The 16,141-nt window shown below is 69.8% G+C and carries 18 protein-coding genes, 1 tRNA gene and 1 pseudogene; 13 read left to right on the top strand and 7 right to left on the bottom strand.

Translation table 11 applies throughout. The features are described from left to right. The first annotated feature begins 80 nt into the window (after window positions 1-80). The 3 genes from GXW78_RS25810 to GXW78_RS25805 all read left to right on the top strand — a co-directional run bounded on the left by GXW78_RS25810 (window position 81) and on the right by GXW78_RS25805 (window position 3,025). A complete protein-coding gene (locus GXW78_RS25810; RefSeq protein WP_211871795.1) occupies window positions 81-1,436 on the top strand; it encodes an MFS transporter in 1,356 nt (451 codons plus the stop codon). A 112-nt stretch (window positions 1,437-1,548) separates the two neighbouring features. Then, window positions 1,549-2,361 carry a nitroreductase family protein gene (locus GXW78_RS28160; protein WP_246522642.1) on the top strand — a complete coding sequence of 271 codons (813 nt, stop codon included), beginning with the start codon at window positions 1,549-1,551 and terminating at the stop codon, window positions 2,359-2,361. After that, window positions 2,354-3,025: an NUDIX hydrolase gene (locus GXW78_RS25805; RefSeq protein WP_246522641.1), complete on the top strand. Its 672-nt coding sequence runs from the start codon at window positions 2,354-2,356 to the stop codon at window positions 3,023-3,025. Before GXW78_RS28160 ends, GXW78_RS25805 begins: the two co-directional genes overlap by 8 nt. On the opposite strand, the gene GXW78_RS25800 is transcribed toward GXW78_RS25805, so the two are convergent. Beyond that, window positions 3,013-3,225: a hypothetical protein gene (locus GXW78_RS25800; RefSeq protein WP_211871793.1), complete on the bottom strand. Its 213-nt coding sequence runs from the start codon at window positions 3,223-3,225 to the stop codon at window positions 3,013-3,015. The two genes, GXW78_RS25805 and GXW78_RS25800, sit on opposite strands and share 13 nt — an antisense overlap. Before the next feature lie 142 nt (window positions 3,226-3,367). Between GXW78_RS25800 and GXW78_RS25795 the strand changes: the two genes are divergently transcribed. Then, window positions 3,368-4,207 carry a transporter substrate-binding domain-containing protein gene (locus GXW78_RS25795; protein WP_211871792.1) on the top strand — a complete coding sequence of 280 codons (840 nt, stop codon included), beginning with the start codon at window positions 3,368-3,370 and terminating at the stop codon, window positions 4,205-4,207. Then, window positions 4,207-4,947, top strand: coding sequence for an amino acid ABC transporter ATP-binding protein (locus GXW78_RS25790; RefSeq protein WP_211871791.1), 741 nt, complete (start codon window positions 4,207-4,209; stop codon window positions 4,945-4,947). The genes GXW78_RS25795 and GXW78_RS25790 overlap by 1 nt, the downstream gene beginning before the upstream one ends. An 8-nt stretch (window positions 4,948-4,955) precedes the next feature. On the opposite strand, the gene GXW78_RS25785 is transcribed toward GXW78_RS25790, so the two are convergent. Next, entirely contained in the window at window positions 4,956-5,540 is a 585-nt protein-coding gene (locus tag GXW78_RS25785; protein WP_211871790.1) for a hypothetical protein, read from the bottom strand. 65 nt (window positions 5,541-5,605) lie between these two features. On the opposite strand from GXW78_RS25785, the gene GXW78_RS25780 reads away from it, so the two are divergent. The 3 genes from GXW78_RS25780 to GXW78_RS25770 all read left to right on the top strand — a co-directional run bounded on the left by GXW78_RS25780 (window position 5,606) and on the right by GXW78_RS25770 (window position 8,339). Further along, a complete protein-coding gene (locus GXW78_RS25780) occupies window positions 5,606-6,286 on the top strand; it encodes an amino acid ABC transporter permease (protein ID WP_211871789.1) in 681 nt (226 codons plus the stop codon). Then, on the top strand, window positions 6,274-6,966 hold the full coding sequence (locus GXW78_RS25775) for an amino acid ABC transporter permease (protein ID WP_338147850.1): 693 nt from the start codon (window positions 6,274-6,276) through the stop codon (window positions 6,964-6,966). The genes GXW78_RS25780 and GXW78_RS25775 overlap by 13 nt, the downstream gene beginning before the upstream one ends. Window positions 6,967-7,379: 413 nt before the next feature. Further along, window positions 7,380-8,339, top strand: a complete 960-nt coding sequence (locus tag GXW78_RS25770) for a Bug family tripartite tricarboxylate transporter substrate binding protein (RefSeq protein WP_211871788.1) — start codon at window positions 7,380-7,382, stop codon at window positions 8,337-8,339. A 156-nt stretch (window positions 8,340-8,495) separates the two neighbouring features. Here GXW78_RS25770 and GXW78_RS25765 read toward each other — a convergent pair whose 3' ends face one another. Beyond that, window positions 8,496-8,963, bottom strand: coding sequence for a DUF3237 domain-containing protein (locus GXW78_RS25765; protein ID WP_211871787.1), 468 nt, complete (start codon window positions 8,961-8,963; stop codon window positions 8,496-8,498). A gap of 43 nt (window positions 8,964-9,006) precedes the next feature. Further along, a complete protein-coding gene (locus GXW78_RS25760; protein ID WP_211871786.1) occupies window positions 9,007-9,423 on the bottom strand; it encodes a rhodanese-like domain-containing protein in 417 nt (138 codons plus the stop codon). A 167-nt stretch (window positions 9,424-9,590) separates the two neighbouring features. Between GXW78_RS25760 and GXW78_RS25755 the strand changes: the two genes are divergently transcribed. Beyond that, window positions 9,591-11,219 (top strand): long-chain-fatty-acid--CoA ligase, encoded by a 1,629-nt coding sequence (locus tag GXW78_RS25755; RefSeq protein ID WP_211871785.1) that lies wholly within the window; start codon window positions 9,591-9,593, stop codon window positions 11,217-11,219. A gap of 33 nt (window positions 11,220-11,252) precedes the next feature. Here the strand turns inward: GXW78_RS25755 and creD are convergent, their stop codons facing one another. Then, window positions 11,253-12,590 carry a cell envelope integrity protein CreD gene (gene creD / locus GXW78_RS25750; RefSeq protein WP_211871784.1) on the bottom strand — a complete coding sequence of 446 codons (1,338 nt, stop codon included), beginning with the start codon at window positions 12,588-12,590 and terminating at the stop codon, window positions 11,253-11,255. 121 nt (window positions 12,591-12,711) lie between these two features. Between creD and GXW78_RS25745 the strand changes: the two genes are divergently transcribed. The 3 genes from GXW78_RS25745 (at window position 12,712) to GXW78_RS28375 (ending at window position 15,233) form a co-directional block, all read left to right on the top strand. Further along, a complete protein-coding gene (locus tag GXW78_RS25745; protein WP_338147849.1) occupies window positions 12,712-13,404 on the top strand; it encodes a response regulator in 693 nt (230 codons plus the stop codon). After that, window positions 13,394-15,010: a sensor histidine kinase gene (locus tag GXW78_RS25740; protein ID WP_246522640.1), complete on the top strand. Its 1,617-nt coding sequence runs from the start codon at window positions 13,394-13,396 to the stop codon at window positions 15,008-15,010. The genes GXW78_RS25745 and GXW78_RS25740 overlap by 11 nt, the downstream gene beginning before the upstream one ends. 97 nt (window positions 15,011-15,107) lie before the next feature. After that, the gene (locus GXW78_RS28375) at window positions 15,108-15,233 is read left to right on the top strand and encodes a hypothetical protein (RefSeq protein WP_272876911.1); all 126 of its coding nucleotides are present in this window, start codon (window positions 15,108-15,110) and stop codon (window positions 15,231-15,233) included. Window positions 15,234-15,239: 6 nt separating this feature from the next. Here GXW78_RS28375 and GXW78_RS25735 read toward each other — a convergent pair whose 3' ends face one another. Continuing rightward, on the bottom strand, window positions 15,240-15,407 hold the full coding sequence (locus GXW78_RS25735; protein ID WP_211871783.1) for a hypothetical protein: 168 nt from the start codon (window positions 15,405-15,407) through the stop codon (window positions 15,240-15,242). 119 nt (window positions 15,408-15,526) lie between these two features. Continuing rightward, window positions 15,527-15,598: transfer RNA gene (locus GXW78_RS25730), tRNA-Thr, on the bottom strand. A 154-nt stretch (window positions 15,599-15,752) separates the two neighbouring features. On the opposite strand from GXW78_RS25730, the pseudogene GXW78_RS25725 reads away from it, so the two are divergent. After that, a pseudogene (locus GXW78_RS25725) lies at window positions 15,753-16,141 on the top strand (hypothetical protein); the annotation flags it as partial.

Below are 16,141 nucleotides of genomic sequence, written 5' to 3'. Positions count from 1 at the left end.
TGGCTTTCGCCGGACGACCGGCGGGCCGCATTCGCGGCCTCGGACCGGTCGATTGACCAGTCCGCTGGCATGACGTGCCGATGACCCAGCCTGCCGACCGCGGGGCGCGCTTGCGCGCCGTGGTCGCCGTCCAGCTCGGCGTCGCCATCGTCACGCTCGACATCTCCCTGACGAGCACCGCGCTGCCCGCCATCGCCCAGGGCATCGGCGCGAATCCCGCCAGCGCGATCTGGATCGTGAACGCCTATTACCTCGCGGTGATCGCTGCGCTGCTGCCCCTGGCCGCGCTGGGCGAGATCCATGGGCATCGGCGCATCTTCTTCGCCGGCCTCGGCGTCTTCGCCCTCGGCGCCATCGCCAGTGGCCTCGCGGAGTCGCTCGCTGGCCTCGCCGTGGCGCGCGCGCTGCTCGGGCTGGGGTCGGCGGCGGTATCGGCGACGACGCCGGCGCTGATCCGCACCCTCTACCCGCCGGACCGGCTCGGCCGCGGGCTCGGCGTCTATGCGCTGGTGGTCGGCATCGCCTTCTCGGTCGGCCCGACCGCCGCCTCGGCGATCCTGTCAGTCGCCGACTGGCCCTGGCTGTTCCTGATGAATGTGCCGCTCGCGCTGCTCGTCGTCGGTCTCGCCGCGCGGGACCTGCCGGCGACGGAGCGCAACATCCGCCCCTTCGACGCCATCTCGGCGCTGCTCTGTGCGGCCATGTTCGGTGCCTTGCTGTTTGGCGTCGCGAGCATCGCGCATCGCGCGGCGTGGCCCGTCATCGCCGGCGCGCTGGGCGCCGCCGTCGCCTGCTTCCTCGCGCTGCGGCGGCGGGAGGCGAACCACGCGGCGCCGATCCTCGCCGTCGACCTTTTCCGCCTGCCGCTGTTCGCCCTGTCATCGGCCACGTCGATCTGCGCCTTCGTCATCCAGGGGCTGGTGTTCGTGGTGCTGCCCTTCCTGTTCCAGTTCAAGCTCGGCTACAGCCAGGTCGAGGCGGGCTTCCTCATCACCCCCTGGCCGGCGACCCTCGCCGTGATGACCCTCATCGCGGCGCCGCTCAGCGACCGGGTGGCGCCGGGGCTGCTGGGGGGCATCGGGTTGTTCGTCGTCGCCCTGGGCCTCGCAGCCATCGCGACGCTGCCGCCAGATGCGGGCATCGTCTCGATCGCCTGGCGGCTCGTGATCTGCGGCATCGGCTTCGGCTTCTTCCAATCGCCGAACATGAAGGCGCTGATGAGCAGCGCGCCGCCCCACCGCAGCGGCGGCGCCGGCGGCATCCTCGCGGCGTCGCGGCTGCTCGGCCAGTCGCTGGGCGCCGCGGCGGTGGCGGTTTGCCTGTCGCTAGACCCGCAGGCGGGCATGGTGGCTGCCATCTGGCTCGGCGTCGCGGTGGCGGGGCTGGCGGGCACCGTCAGTTTCCTACGCCTGCTGCCCGCGGTGCGCGGCCGGTAGAGGAGATCCCGGCCCTCCGATTGGGGGAGGTGCCCGCCAAGCCATGGCGAGCGGCAACGCCTTCGCGGCGGGGCGGCTTCCGCCGTCGCCCGATGGGTGCCACCCTGCCGCCATGACGCCCGACGACCTGATCCGCGCGCGCTACGGCGCCCTGCCCTTCGAGCCGCCGGCGGTGATCCCGCCCGCGCTCGCCGCGTTGCTCGACCGCCGGGTGACGCGACGCTACCGCGCGGAGGACGTCGCCGACCCGCTGCTCGACACGGTGCTCGCCGCGGCGCAGTCGGCGCCTGCCAAGTCGGACCTGCAGCAATATTCCATCATCGTCACGCGGGACGCCGAGAAGATCGCCAAGGTCGCCGACTGGATCGGCACCATGCCGTGGATCAAGGACGCCCCGGTCCTGCTGCTGTTCTGCGGCGACATGCGGCGCGGCCAACAGGCCTGCGCCCGCCACGGCCGCACACACGCGAACAACAACATGGACACCTTCCTTAACACCGCCGTGGACGCGGCGCTGGCGATGGGCATGGCGATCGCGGCGGCGGACGCGGCGGGGCTCGGCACCTGCCCGATCTCCTACGTCCGCAGCCATATCGAGAAGGTGGGGCCGCTGTTTGGCCTGCCGCACGGGGTCTATCCGGTGGCGGGGCTGACGCTCGGCTGGCCGGAGAACCGCAACGAGACGACGCCGCGCCTGCCGCCCGTCGCGGTGATCCATCGCGAGGCCTATGACGACAGCGCCCTGCCCGCAGCGCTCGACGCCTATGACGCGCTGCGCCCGAAGCAGAAGCCCCGCTATCCGGACATCCACGGGCCGGCGCCGGAGGGCTGCACCTGGTCGGAAAACGCCGCGCGGCAGCTCTCTGTCCCCGAGCGCTTCGGCTTCCGCGCCTGGCTGCGCCTGCGGGGCTTCGCGCTTGACTGACGCGGCCGCCGACAATCCCGGCGGCGCCGACACGGAAGGCCGCACGCGCCGCACGGTTCGCCCGCGCGACGCGGCGAGCCTCATCGTCTGGCGCATCGGTCCGCAGGGGCCGGAGGTGCTGATGGGCCAGCGCCACGCGAAGCACCGCTTCATGCCCGATGTCATGGTTTTCCCCGGCGGCCGCGTGGATCCTGACGACCATCGCCAGCCCGCCGTGACGGAACTGCCCGTGACCACGAGGCGCATGCTGGAACGCCGTGCGACGCCCGCCCGCGCGCGAGCCATCGCCATCGCGGCGGTGCGCGAGTTATTCGAGGAAACCGGACTCGTGCTGGGAGAGCGCCGCGGTGATGGCGTCGCGGCCGATCTGGCGTCGCTGGACTATGTGTGCCGCGCCGTGACCCCAGGCGGGCGGCCGATCCGCTTCAATGCGCGCTTCCTGTGCGCGCCGGCGGAGGCCGTGCACGGCGACATCGCGGGATCAGGCGAACTGGAGCGCCTTGGTTGGTTCACGCCGGAACAGGCGCATCGCCACCGCGTCGCGGACATCACCGGGCGCGTGCTGGTGGAATTTCTGGACTGGCTCGACATGTCGCCGCGCCGTCGCGCATCGCGACCGCTGATCGTCTTCCGCGGAATGGACAACCGCCATCAGGAGAGGTGATCGGCGGGTGACCGGCGATCGTCACGCGGTTCCAGCAGGGCCAGGCCCCCGAGCATCAGCGCCGCACCGCCGAGGGCGAGCACAGCCGCAGCGAACAGGGGAATACGACCGGGGGCCGTCGCATCGCCGATCAGCAGGGCAACCAGCAGGAGGTTGCCGATAAAACCGGTGGCGAGCAGGGTGATGGGAATGAATGGCATGGGTGCCTCCTGTGAGTAAGGATTGAACACCCACGGCACGGCGCGACCGAGACGCCGGCAAGGCCCTTTTATGGCAGTCCCACATGGACAGCCGCGCGGCCATCTGAAATGTTGCACAGCACAAAGATAAGGAGGCATCACGATGCGTAGGCTTCTCGCCGCTGCTTTGCTGTCGGCCATGGCCGCCGGCCCGGCTTTCGCCCAGGCACAGCCGCCGCTGCGCTGCGGCGTCGACGGCACCTTCGCGCCGCACGCCTTCCCCAACCTCCAGGGCGGCGTGCAGGGCTTCCAGATCGACCTGTTCCGCGAAGTCGCACGCCGCATGGGGCGAGAGATCGTGATCGATTCCGCGGCGTTCTCCGGCCTGATCCCGGCGTTGAACGCCGGCCGCTACGACTTCCTTTGCGCGCCCACGACCGTCACGCCGGAACGCGCCCAGGCGCTGCTGTTCACGGAAGGCTACATCTGGACCGAACTGCAGTTCGGCATCCGCCGCGGCACGCCGCCGATCCGCTCGGAGGAAGACCTGCGCGGCAAGACGATCAGCGTGAACAAGGGCACGCCGTATGAGCAGTGGGTCAACAACAACCGTGAGCGGCTGAACCTGACGTTGCTCGCCTTCGACAGCCAGGCGGACGCTGCGCAGGCCGTGATCCAGGGCCGCGCCTTCGCGAACCTCTCGGGCAACACGGTCGTGCGGTATTCCGCATCGCGCACGCCGCAATATGTCGCGGACTGGGTCCTGCCCGGCACGCGCTTCCACTGGGGCACGCCGTTCCGCCAGGATTCCGGCGCGCTGCGCAACCAGGTCGAGGACATCATCGTCTGCATGAAGCGCGACGGTACCATCGCGCGCCTGTCCGAACGCTGGTTCGGCAACGCGCCCGGCGAGGACCAGGCCGAACGCATCGTCTTCCCCGGCTACGGCGTGCCGGACATGCCGGGCTACGACCCGACCCCGCAGAACCCGACCTGCGGCTGATGGCGGGCCCGATCGTCGAGGCACGCGCGATCCACAAGCATTTCGGGCATCTGCATGTCCTGAAAGGCGTGGATCTGAAGGTGGCCGAGAAGGAGCTGGTATTCCTGATCGGCCCCTCGGGGTCGGGCAAGTCGACGCTGCTGCGCTGCCTGAACCGGCTGGAGGATCCGTCCTCCGGCTCGGTCGTGGTGGACGGCATCGACATGCTCGATGCGAAGACGGACATCAACAAGGCCCGCCAGCGCATCGGCATGGTTTTCCAGTCGTTCAACCTCTACCCGCACATGACGGCGCTTGGGAATGTCGCGCTGGCGCTGCGCAAAGTGCAGGGCATGAGCCGGGCGGAGGCGGAGGCGAAGGCGCAGCGGGCCCTTGAGCGCGTGCACCTCGCCGACCGCGCCGACCACTACCCACTGCAACTGTCAGGCGGGCAGCAGCAGCGTGTGGCGATCGCGCGGGCGATCGCGCTGGAACCGCGCGTAATGCTGTTCGACGAGCCCACCAGCGCGCTCGACCCCGAACTCGTCGGCGGCGTGCTCGCAGTGATGCGCGAGTTGCGCGAGGACGGCATGACCATGGTCGTGGTCAGCCACGAGATGGGCTTCGCCAAGGCCGCCGCCGACCGCGTGGTCTTCATGGCCGATGGCGCCATCGTCGAGGAAGGCGAGCCGCGTTCGATCTTCGCCGACCCGCAGCATGCGCGCACCCGCGCCTTCATCTCGCAGATCGAGCGGCATTGATGCCGCGGTCAGGTATCCATGCCGTTGCATTCCTGCGGCGGCCGGGTGAAGGCGAACCAGCCCTGCGGGCCGCGCAGGCAGCCATTGACCCAGTTCCCCTCGATCACGCGGCCGCGCGTGACGAGCCGGCCGCGGCCGTTCGGGTGCGCCATGCTCCAGCCGCCCTCGTAGACGATCCCGGCGGCCGGGATCTCGACCCGCCCCGACACGAAATGGTCGTCGCGGAAGGTGCCTTCCTGCATGACGCGCACCTGCTTGCCGGTGCTGATGGTCAGCCGGCCGACGCCCTCGTTCTTGCCGCGGCGCAGCGGGCCCTCGTAGATCATCGACCTTTCGTTACCGTCCTCGTGCCAGGTGACGGTGGCGCGGCCTTCGCCTTCGGCCGGCCCTTCCGGGCACGGCCCGGTCCAGGACGCGGTAAGGTCGGTGACGCCGGCGCGGATGCCGCTCGCCCAGAGCCAGCAGCCGCCGGCGCCGTCGCTCACGAAGCCGCCGCGTCCCCCGGGCACCATGCGCTCCTCCTCCGGCGGCGGACCCGCCGCGACGCAGAGCAGGGCAAGCACGGCAAGGGTCGAGGTCTTCAGCGGCGTCATCCAGGCCATCCCTCCATCCGGTTGGCGGCGCAGCATAGCGCAGGTGGCCAGGAATATCGCGCCCCATGACCGGCTGGGATCGTTTCACCGACAGCTTCTTCAACGCGCGCGTGATGGCGCAGTACCTCCCGAAGATCATCGAGGGCTTCGGGCTGACCGTGGTGCTGGCGCTGCTGATCATCGTGGCGGGGCTCGCGCTCGGCGTGCTGCTCGCCGTCGTGCGCGCCTTTGGCATCCGGCCGTTGAACTGGCTGATCATCTTCGTGGTGGACCTGTTCCGCGCCCTGCCGCCGCTCGTGATCATCGTGCTGCTGTATTTCGGCCTGCCCAATGCGGGGGTGGAACTATCGGGCTTCGTCGCGGCCTGGCTGTCGCTGACCCTGGTGCTGATGGCCTTCTCGGAGGAGATCTTCTGGGCCGGCATCACATCGGTCCCGAAAGGGCAGTGGGAGGCCGCGCGCTCCACCGGCCTCGGCTTCGTGCAGACGCTCGGCTACGTCGTGCTGCCGCAGGCGCTGCGGATTACCATCCCGCCACTGACCAACCGCACCATCGCGATCACCAAGGGCACGGCGCTCGCCTCCGTCGTCGCCGTGCCGGACATCCTGGGCGCGGCGAATGCGGGGGTATCCTTCTCGTTCAACCCGTCGCCGCTCACACTCGGCGCCATCGCGTATCTCGTGCTTTTCCTGCCCGTCGTCGTGCTCGGCCGCTGGATCGAGACACGCTTCGCGTGGAAGCGGTGACCCCGATGGACCTGTTCCTCGACACCTTCTTCAACTGGCAGATCGTCACGGAGGCCTGGCCGATCCTGTGGCAGGGGCTGAAGGCGACGTTGCTGCTCTCGGCGCTGGTAGTGCCGCTCGGGCTCGCCGGCGGCATCCTGATCGCGGTGCTGTCCACCTTTCACAGCCCCTGGATCAAATGGCCGCTGCGCGTCTGGGTGGACATCTTCCGCGCCCTGCCGCCGCTGGTGCTGCTGATCTTCGTCTTCGCCGGCCTGCCCTTCATCGGCGTCGATGTCGGTGCCTGGGGCGCCGTCGCGATCGGTTTCTTCCTGAACACCGGCGCCTATTACGGTGAGATCCTGCGCGCCGGCATCGAAAGCGTGCCGCGCGGGCAGCTCGAAGCCGCGCGATCCACCGGCCTCACGCGCGGCCAGACCATGACCTATGTCGTGCTGCCCCAGGCCGTGCGGAACGTCCTGCCGGATCTGATCTCCAATACGCTCGAAGTGGTGAAGCTGACCTCCATCGCATCGGTCGTCGCCTTGCCGGAACTTCTGTTCCAGGCGCGGCAGGCGCAATCCGTCACCTACAACGCGACGCCGATCATGGCGGCGGCGGTGGTGTACTTCCTGCTGCTCTGGCCGGTGGTGCGGATGCTGTCCCGGCTGGAGAACCGGCAACTGGCGAGCCAGCGCTGAGACATGATCTGAGCCGTCCCCGGGATCGGTTTCCAGACGACGACGTTACTTCCAGCGCCAGAATTGGAGGGGCTTTGCCCCTCCAAGCCACCCCAGCAAAGGCCGAAGGGCCTTTGCAAACCTCCACCTGGCGCCGTGCTCCGGGGGCACGACGACGCCGAAGCCCGCCGTTGCGCCCGACACCAACAGATTGCGGTCCAGGGGGTCCAACCCCCTGGCGGGGTGGTTCGGAGGGGCAGCGCCCCTCCGATCTCCGGCGACGGAAGTAAGTACCTCATCAGTAAGGCTCTCCTGGAGTGATGGGGCCCCTGCCGTGAAGCAAGGCGTGGTTCCAAAGCCTCGCCGATCGGGCGAAGATGCCCGCCACCGCGCCGCCAGAGCGCAACCCACGCCTCGTCCAGGGACATGCCGCCATGACATTCGCCATCCGCCGCCGGCCGCTGATCGCCGCGCTCGCCGCCCTGCCCGCCCCTGCTCTGGCGCAGACCCAAGCCCGCCCCGTCACCATCGTCGTCCCCTTCGCACCGGGCGGCAGCACCGACATCGTCAGCCGCCTGCTCGCCGAGCGCATGACGACAGTGATGGGCCAGCCCGTGCAGGTGGAGAATCGCCCCGGCGCGAACACCGTGATCGGCGCGGAATACGTCGCGCGGTCGCGGCCGGATGGACTGACGCTGCTGATGGCCGCCGGTACGACGCTCACCATCAATCCGGTGATCGTGCCGAACCTGCCTTACAAGGTGGACGACTTCGCGCCCGTGATGCTCGCCACGACCTTCCCCTTCGGCATCATCACGAAGCTGAATGGCGGCCCGGTGGACGTGCCGGCCTGGGTGGCGGCGGCGAAGGCACGGCCGGGGCGGATGACCTACGGCACCAACGGCCCGACGACCCTGACCAACGTCGCGATGCTGATGGTGATGGAGCGCCTCGGCATCACCATGCAGGACGTCACCTATCGCGGCGATTCCGCCCAGCTCGCGGCGTTCCTGGCGGGCGACCTCGACATGCTGATCGTCGCCGGCGGCACGGCGCAACCGGTCCATCTGAACCGGCAGGGGCGGCTGATCGCCTGGACCAGCGCGCGGCGCGTGGAATCGACGCCGGACGTGCCCTCCATCGCTCAGTTCGCGCCGGGTCTCGACGTGCTGTCCTGGTTCGGGATGCTGGCCCCGGCCCGCACGCCCGCCGATATGATCCAGCGGCTGAACACCGCGGCGAATGAGGCGCTCCAGGACGCCCGCATCCGCGAACGCCTGACGACGGAAGGCCAGTTCCTCGCCGGCGGCACGCCCGACGACTTCGCCACCTTCCTCAAGCGGTCGGACGAGCAGTGGCGGCCGATCCTGCAGCGGCTCGACGTGCCTCGCTGAGACAAATCATCCAGGCAGCCGCGGTGATGGATTTCGGCCCGATGCCTGCATCGGGCTGGCAGCGCGCAGTACGACCCCGCTCAAACCATCAGACAACAGCGCAGCGCTGGAAAGCCAAGCCACCAGATCGCGCCGCCGGCGCCGGAGGCAGACGAATCACGTGATGGCGTAGACGTCGTAGGTCGGCCCGCTCGGTGGCCGCTGGCCGACGCCGACCGCGATCACCTTGTTCATCCAGGCGAGCTCCGCATCCCCCGTCTCGAACCGCATCGCGGTGCGGAAGTAGTATTCGGACGGATCGGTCGGCTGTCCGCCGTTCATTCGCGCCAGCACATCCGCCGGCCCGTGGCGCAGGCCCGTGTAGTGCACGAACACGATGGCGCCGGACGCCGCCTTCAACGTCAGCCTCACATCCATGTGCGCCGTGCCGTCGGGGTCCACGCGCAGCCAGTCGGCGGCGGTGGCGGGCAGCACTTCCCCGTTGAAGCGCGGGCCGGTCGCAGTGCCGCCGGTCACGGGAATGACGCGCAGCTCTCCGTTGCGCGCCGTGCCCGCCATCTGCGGCGCGCCGGCCGACAGCGCCAGGCGGAACAGGAATTCGGAGGTCAGCGGCAGCGTCGTCATGGCGTTCTTCCCGTTGGTCAATGCCGAGAAGAATGCCCGCGCTTCAGCGCTGCTGCCAGGGCAGCCCCGCGGCCTTCCACCCGGCGACCGTCCCGCGATGCCCCTGCTCGTCCACCGGCCCCTCGAACCCATCCGCCACGTTGAAGGCGTGCGGGAAGCCCGCCGCCTGCGCGGCCTGCGCGGCCACGAGCGACCGCGCGCCGGAGCGACAGATGAAATAGATCCGGTGCAGCGGCGTGAGCCCAGCCTTGCGGAGCTGATCGGTGAAATGATCGTTCACCTGCATGGTCGGGTAGAGCTGCCACGGGATCAGCACCGGCTGCTTGCCGACCGCGGTCAGATCCACCAAGCCGACGAAGTTCCACTCCGCGTCGGTGCGAACATCCACCAGGGCAGTGTCCGGCCCCTCGCTGAGGAACTGCCAGGTCTCCGTGGGGCCGATATCAGGAACGCCTGTCACGATGCGGCTCCTTGCAGCTAGGTTCGTGGCGAAAAATGATGCAGCGGCGCGGCGAGGGCAAGCACTGCCGGGTGCTTCGCCCTTCCTGCATCCGTGCTGAATCGGTGTAGCCTGCGCCTTCGACGAAGGCCTGCCACGAAGGGCGGCCACGCAGGGAAGGATACGCCATGCTTGGCCTGATGCAGGACTGGCCGCTGCTGATGCACACGGTGCTGGACCATGCCGCGGCGCAGCACCCGAAACGCGAGGTCGTGAGCCGGTCCGTCGAAGGCCCCTTCCACCGCACCGACTACGCCACGCTGCGCGGCCGCGCGCTGCGCGTCGCCCAGCGCCTCGCGAAGGACGGCATCCGCAACGGGGACCGCGTCGCAACCCTCGCCTGGAACACCTGGCGCCATCTGGAGGCGTGGTACGGCATCGCCGGCGCGGGCGCGGTCTATCACACCGTCAATCCGCGGCTGTTCCCCGACCAGATCGCATGGATCATGAGCCACGCGGGATCCCGCATCCTGATGCTCGACCTGTCTTTCGTTGCGCTCGCTGAATCGCTGGCCGACAAGCTGCCGCAGGTGGAACGCTTCATCATCCTGACCGATGCGGCCCATATGCCGCGGACCACGCTGCGCAACGCGGTCGCGTATGAGGATTGGATCGCAGAAATCGATGGCGACTACGCCTGGGTGAAGGTCGCGGAGAATGCGGCGGCCGGCATCTGCTACACCTCCGGCACAACCGGGGATCCGAAGGGCGTGGTCTATTCGCACCGCTCCAACGTGATCCACGCGCTGGCGTGCAATCAGGTGGATGCCTTCGGGCTGGGCTCGGCAGACCGCGTCATGCCGGTGGTGCCGATGTTCCACGCCAATGGCTGGTCGCTGGCTCTCGCCGCGCCGATGGTCGGCGCGGCGATGGTAATGCCAGGTGCCAGGCTGGACGGCGCCTCGGTGCATGAGTTGGTCGCGCAGGAGCGGGTCACGTTCTCGGCCGCCGTGCCCACGGTGTGGATGATGCTGCTGCAGCATCTCGAGGCCACCGGCGGGCGCATTGATTCGATGAACCGCGTGGCGATCGGTGGCTCCGCCTGCCCTGCGGCAATCACCAGGGCGTATCAGGAGAAGTACGGCGTCCGCGTCATCCACGCCTGGGGCATGACCGAGATGTCCCCGGTCGGCACGCTGTGCTCCGTGAAGCCGGAGGTCGCCTCACTCGCGACCGACGAAATGCTGCGGCTGCAGGCCAAGCAGGGCACGCCCCCCTATACGATCGAGATGAAGATCACCGACGACGACGGCCGGCCTCTGCCCTGGGACGGCACGACCTTCGGCCGGCTGAAGGTGCGCGGCCCGGCGATCTCCCGCCGCTACTTCCGGCGCGAGGAGGAGGAGATCCTCGACGGCGAAGGCTTCTTCGACACGGGCGACGTCGCGACCATCGACGAGCACGGCTACATGGAAGTCACCGATCGCTCGAAGGACGTGATCAAGTCCGGCGGGGAATGGATTTCCTCCATCGCGCTCGAGAACGCCGCCGTCGGCTATCCCGGCGTCGCCGAGGCCGCCGTGGTGTCGATGAAGGATGCGAAGTGGGACGAGCGGCCGCTGCTGATCCTGGTGATGAAGGACGGCGCGGCCGCGCCGGCTTTGTCGGAGATGAATGCCTTTCTGGCGGACAAGGTCGCGAAGTGGTGGCTGCCGGATGACCTCGCGGTGCTGGACGAGATCCCGCACACCGCGACGGGGAAGATCCTGAAGACGAGGCTGCGGGAGATGTTCAAGGACCATCAGCCGGCGCGTTGACGGAGAGGGGCACCGCCCCTCCCCTGACAACCCTCACGCCTCCTTGGTTCCCATTCGCCGTGTCGCCGCCATCACGGCCGACAGCAACGCGAACAGTCCCAACGCACCGGCCAACAGCGCCATGCTTTCCATCCGCAGCACGACGTAGAGGAAGCCGAACAGCACCCCGAGGACACCGGCGAAGATCGTGGCGAGCAGTACGCGCCCCGTCACCGCCGCGGTGTAGAGCCCGGCCTGCCCCATCACCATCGCCGCACTGATCACATAGGCCACGCCGAAGCCGAGCGTCTCGGCGATCGCCAGCAGCAGAAGCGGGAATAGTACCATCGACAGGCCGAGCAGCCCGTACTGCACCAGATGGATGCGGATTCGCGCCGTTATCTCGAACAACCAGTAGGTCATGACGGCAAGCAGGACGAACAGGACCGCGTACTTCGCCGTGCGGTTCACCATGCGATAGGTCGGCACCGGTTCCAGCAGCGCGACGCCCATGGCGCTCGGCAGGACGTTGCCGGCGCAGTGACCGGGGTTCAGGCGAATGGCCTGTGCCGCCATGCCGCCAGCCCACTCGGCGCGGAAGCCTGCTTCGTCGGTCTCAGCGCGCAGCGGCAGGTTCGCGCCGACATAGCTCGGCGTCGCCCACGGGCCGTGGGCAACGAACTGAAGCCGCCGCGCCGCCGGCACGAAGGCAAGCGTGCCGGTGCCGCGGAGTTCCATGCTACCGGTGAAGGCGGCGCCCGGTTCGGGCGGCCCGTTCAGCCCAAGCGGCCAGCGCATCGCCTCCGTTGGGCCACAGCGCATGGCGCCTTCGTTGAAGATCGTGAGCGGCCGCTCACCCCAGCGCAGCGTGGGCGCGTCCGTCGCCGGGCGCAGATCGCTCGCGCCCGTCATCAGAAAAGCACCTGCCCAGTCCGGGTCCGCGTCGGCAGGCAGAATGGCGGCCACTTGGCCGAAGCGGCCGGAGAACTCGACCTGCGCCGTATAGACGACGGCCTCGAACAGGCCTCGCCGCCGGCGTTCCGGCTCCATGGTCGCGGTCATCGACAGTTCGGATGCGGGGATCGCGATGCTCCACGGCGCGACCGGCTTGCCGTCCGGGCCTAAGCTCGGCCGCATCGGTACCACCAGCAGCGGGCCGAGCACCGTCTGCGATTGCCCCCAGGCGCGGGCGATCTCCGACTGCACCTCCGCCTGCCGGGATTCCCGCTCACCAATCAGCCCTGCGACGAAGTACTGCGGCAGCAGCAACCCCAGCACGAGTGCGCCGATTGCGGCGAGCTTCATTCCGGCCGGCCCCAGCGTGCGTTTCACGTCACTGGCGGTGCCGGGTTGATCGGGCGGCTGGGTGGGGGCGGCGGGCGTATCGGACATGCGGAGGGATCCCTGCTGTTGCGTGGTACCGACAGCCTCGCGCGCCCCGATGCAGTGCCCATGGCGCGCCCTTGCAGGAGCGCGGGATGTTTGGTGCAAATGTCGTGCAGAGGGCGCCCGCGTGCCGAAGATCCTGATCGCCGACGACGACCCGCATATCCGCAACGTCATTCGCTTCGCCCTGGCGCGGGACGGTCATGCCACCATCGAGGCCGCGAACGGTGCCGCGGCGCTCGCCCTCGCGACGGGCGAGGCGCCGGACCTGCTGATCCTCGACGTGATGATGCCGGAGATGGACGGCACGGAACTGTGCCGGCGCCTGCGGCGCGACAGCGACGTGCCGATCATCTTCCTCTCCTCCCGCGACGAGGAATTCGACCGGGTGCTGGGCCTCGAACTCGGCGGCGACGACTACATGACGAAGCCCTTCAGCCCGCGCGAGCTGGTCGCCCGCGTCCGCGCCCTGTTGCGTCGGCGGGAAGGACGCGTTGCGGGCTCGCCTGATGCCGCGCCGGTGCCGCTGCGCCGCGGCGCGCTGAGCCTGGACGCGGACCGCTTCGAGGCCCGCTGGTCCGGCCACCCGATCCCGCTGACGGTGACGGAGTTCCGCCTGCTCCAGGCCCTGGCGGCGCGACCCGGCCGCGTCTTCACTCGCGACGCGCTGATGGCCGCCGCCCATGCCGATGCGCGCATCGTCGCCGACCGCACCATCGACAGCCATGTACGCCACCTTCGCGCGAAGCTGGCGGCCGTGGGGGCGAGCCCGATCGGCACGGTGCACGGCCTCGGCTACAGGTACCGGGATGACGGCTGACCCGCCGATGCCGCGGCGCAAGCCGCGCATCCGCACCGTGCTGCTGCTGGTGAACCTGGCGCTGCTCGGCCTGCCGCTCGGCGGGCTGTGGATGCTGCGGCTGTATGAGAGCGCGCTGGTGCGGCAGACCGAAACCGAGCTGGTGTCGCAAGCCGCCGTGATCGCCGCCGCCTATCGCCAGGCCTGGCTGGCCGAGGCCGGGGGGGAGGCGCCCGCCCTTCTGGCCGCGCTACCCACCGTACCGCGTGCGGAAGGGTGGGCGCCACGCTACGCGACCCTGGATCTGGCCAGCGACCCCATTCTGCCGCCGCCGCCGGACGCCGTAGCGCCCGCTCAATCCGCGGGCCGGGTCGCACGTGCCGCGGGGGCGATGCTGACGCCGGTGCTTACCGAGACACAGCGCATCACCCTTGCCGCGATGCGCGTGACCGATGCGGGCGGCATCGTCGTCGCCAGTACCGCCGGCGAGGGCGGGCTGTCCCTCCTGCCTCTCGAGGAGGTTGCCGCCGCCCTGGCCGGGGAACCCGCATCCCGCGTTCGTGCGCGCCGGGAAGCCGTGACGGTCGCGGATTCCGCTTCGATCAGCCGGGCCGCATCCTTCCGCGTCTTCGTCGCGCTGCCGGTGCGCGAGGCCGACCGCGTGATCGGCGCCGTGCTGCTCTCGCGCACACCGTCCTCGATCCGGCAGGCGCTGCACAACAAGCGGCGGGAGCTCGCGGCACTGACGCTGGCGCTGCTGGGCATCGCGGCGCTGTTGGCAGGCTTCACCGCCTATACCGTCAGCCGCCCGATCCGCGCCGTGGCCGACCAGGCGCGGGCCGTGGCCGCCGGGGCCCGCGTGGAAGCCCGCCGCGTCCGCCGCAGCGCCGTGCGGGAGGCCGACGAACTGGCAGTGGCCATCGGCAGCATGGCGCAGACGCTGGAACGGCGGGCTGATTACATCGGCCAGTTCGCGACGGCCGTCAGCCACGAGTTCAAGACGCCCCTCGCAGCCCTGCGCGGCGCCGTGGAACTGCTGCAGGACCATGCGGCGACGATGACGGAGGCCGAGCGCACCCAATTCCTTTCCCAGGCAATGGCGGATGTGGAGCGGCTGGACCGCCTGGTGACACGGCTGCTGGACCTTGCGCGCGCTGAGGTGCCCCACGCCCACGGCGCGGATAGGGCCGTCGTAGCGGCCGTGGCGGGCGAGGCAGCGGCACCGTGTATGGCCGCCGGCCTCGCGATCATGCTCGACGGGGAGGACGACGTCGCCATCGCCATGGCACCGGAGGCGCTGCGCAGCATCCTGTCCATCCTGTTCGAGAATGCGCGGCAGCACGCCGGGCCGGGCGCGCGGTGCCGAATCGCCTGGGCACGCTCGGGCGGCTCCGTGCGGGTCACCGTCTGCGACGATGGCCGGGGCATCTCGGCCGGTAATGCGGGACGCGTGTTTGACCGCTTCTTCACAACGACTCGGGAAAGCGGCGGCACCGGGCTCGGTCTCGCCATCGCGCGGAGCTTGGCCGAGGCGGCGGGGGGTAGCTTGGTGCTGGCGCCGGTGTCGCGCGGCAGCGCCTTCGTGCTTGCGGCCCCGGCAAGCGACCCGGCGAACCCGGCGGTGTAGTGAATGGGGTCGCAGCTTCCCGCCGGTGGCCGAGATCATCCTTCTGATCTCGAAACCGTGATTGGCGCAACATCACGGGGCCGTGTACGCGCGACCCATGAAATTTGCGCTGATTTCGGTCGCGCTCGCTCTCGCGATCGTCCTCTTAACGTCGCTCGATATTCTGTCGGCGACCCAGCAAGCGCCTGTGCCGATCCAGCCGTACGATCCGTACGTACGCTGACGCGGGCTACTGCTGGGCGACGCGTTCCAGGATCCTGGCGAGGCTATGCAACGTGGTCACGGCTTCCGACTGCGCGGTTTCGCCTGCCGCACAGACCAGTTCCCGCATTGCCTGCACCGAGGCCGCCAACTGAGCAAAATCATCCCCGCCGGAACGGGCTGCGACGCCAATCATCGCCAACTCTCCATCACGGCATCGAGAATTAGCGGAGCGTGGGGTGAGCGTCGCGTTAGAAGCGCGTGAAAGAGCCTTCGGGCCGGGCCCAAGCGCGCGACGGAGGGCCTGAGTGGCAATGCCGGGTGAGGGATTCGAACCCCCGACCTTCGGTTTACAAAACCGCTGCACTACCACTGTGCTAACCCGGCGCGCCGCCTTGGTGTAGCAGAGCCTTTCCACGCGGCAACCCGTCCGGATCCCCGATTCGGCCCGCTGCCGTCACATCGCCAGGGGTTCCCCGACCGCCCGATGCGCCTGTCCCCGCGAGACCGCCAGCCGCCCCCGGTGCCGGCCGCCCTTTCCGTGACCGAGCCGCCAGGCCCGCTCGCGCCCCGGCGGCGCGCGCGGCGGACGCTGCGCTGGTCCGGAATGGTCTCGGTCCTGCTGCATCTCGCGCTGGTGGTCGCGATCCTGCTCGAGATCGATCCGCGCGGCCGCCCGCCGGAGGAACTCCCGCCGCCGTCTTTCGCCGTGGTGTTCGAAGGCGGGGCGGAACAGGCACCCCGCGGCGCCGAGGCGCCGGAGGAAGCACCCGCGGTCACCCTCGCCCCGCCGCCCGCCCCACCACCACCGCCGCCCCCGCCGCCACCTACCGCTCAGCCGGCGCAGCCCACACCCCCGGCTCCGCCGAGCCCGCCGCGTCCCGCGGAGCCCCCGGCACCGCCGCGCGTGGCCGAGGCCGTGCCCGCGCC

This window comes from Neoroseomonas terrae, assembly GCF_018129025.1.
Lineage (GTDB): Bacteria > Pseudomonadota > Alphaproteobacteria > Acetobacterales > Acetobacteraceae > Neoroseomonas > Neoroseomonas terrae.
This window is presented reverse-complemented; position numbering and strand designations above follow the sequence as displayed.